Annotated in this window: 2 protein-coding genes; both read right to left on the bottom strand. The window is 60.2% G+C overall.

All coding sequences use genetic code 11. The features are described 5' to 3' along the window. Positions 1 to 30: 30 nt before the first annotated feature. Positions 31 to 492, bottom strand: coding sequence for a MucR family transcriptional regulator (locus tag EN994_RS31985; RefSeq protein WP_013528917.1), 462 nt, complete (start codon positions 490 to 492; stop codon positions 31 to 33). 216 nt (positions 493 to 708) lie between these two features. Then, the coding region (locus EN994_RS31980; protein ID WP_164746440.1) for an ROK family protein at positions 709 to 1,275 on the bottom strand (567 nt) is incomplete at its 5' end.

The following is a 1,275-nucleotide window of genomic DNA, read 5'->3' as shown; positions in this document are numbered from 1 at the left end:
CGTCCTAACTGTTGGCTCAGGACTGAATGTTCAGGCCGAGGCCTTGGCCTTCCTGCCCTTGGCGGGCGCCTTGACGGGGGCGGCCTTGCGGCCGAGGCCGATCGACTTCGCCAGCAGCGAACGCGAGGCCGCGTAGTTGGGAGCGACCATCGGATAGTCCGACGGCAAGCCCCATTTGGCGCGATAGGCGTCCGGCGTCAGGCCGAAATGTACACCGATGTGACGCTTCAGCGATTTGAACTTCTTGCCGTCTTCGAGGCAGATGATGAAATCGGGCGTCACCGACTTCTTGGGATTGACCGCCGGGACCAGCGGGGCAGCCACCGGGACCGCAGGCTTGCCGAGCCCGCTTATCGAGGCGCTGACGCTGGCGATGAGGTCGGCCAGGCCGGAGGCAGGCAAGCGGTTCTTCTCGACGTAAGCGGACACGATGTGGGCGGTCAGCTCGAGCAGATCGATGTCTTTACGGGCACTGTTGCTATCGTCGGTCACTCTATTTCTCCGTCTACAGCGAATGACCTGAAAATCGGATTCGACTTCCGGAAAGGATCATGCGCGAAATCAAAATGCTATGGCGTCCTTCGTGCGTCCACGGGACGAATTGGCGTTGTTGTAGCGCGGAATTCCTAGTCGGCAAATCTGCGTATTGCAACGACTTGATGGCAGGTCACACGTTATTTTGAACAACTATATTAAACAATAACAGTATCAGACTATCAGCGCCTTGTCGCGCCACAAACGAAACCCGCCTTCGAAGGCGCGTGTGTTGTCGCCGCGCCTGGAGTCGGCGGGCAATTCATCGAGCTTGTCGACGTTGCCGCCGCCAATGACGACATAGTCAGGCTGCATGGCGGCACGGAGCCGGTCGACGACGTCGAAGACGTATTTGCGCCATTTCTTCTTGCCGCGCTTTTCCAGGCCGCGTTCGCCGACATAATCCTCGAAGCTCTTGCCCTTCTTGTAGGGCAGATGCGCGAGTTCCATCGGTTGGGCGACGTTGTCGGCAATCATCGCCGCACCGAGCCCGGTGCCGAGCCCGAGGAACAGCATGCGCCCGCCCTCGTAGCTGCCGATGGCCTGCATCAGCGCGTCATTGACCACTTTCACCGGTTTGCCGAACGCGCCCGCAAAGTCGAATCCAGCCCAGCCCTTGCCGAGATTGGCGGGGTCGGCGAGCGGCCTGTTGTGGTTGACCGGACCGGGATAGCCCATCGAGACGACGTCGTAGGACAGGCCTTCGGCGAGCTTCTTCACGGTATCGATCATCTGTTGCGG

The organism is Mesorhizobium sp. M7A.F.Ca.CA.002.09.1.1, assembly GCF_003998555.1.
In the GTDB taxonomy this organism is placed as follows: Bacteria; Pseudomonadota; Alphaproteobacteria; order Rhizobiales; family Rhizobiaceae; genus Mesorhizobium; species Mesorhizobium ciceri.
This window is presented reverse-complemented; position numbering and strand designations above follow the sequence as displayed.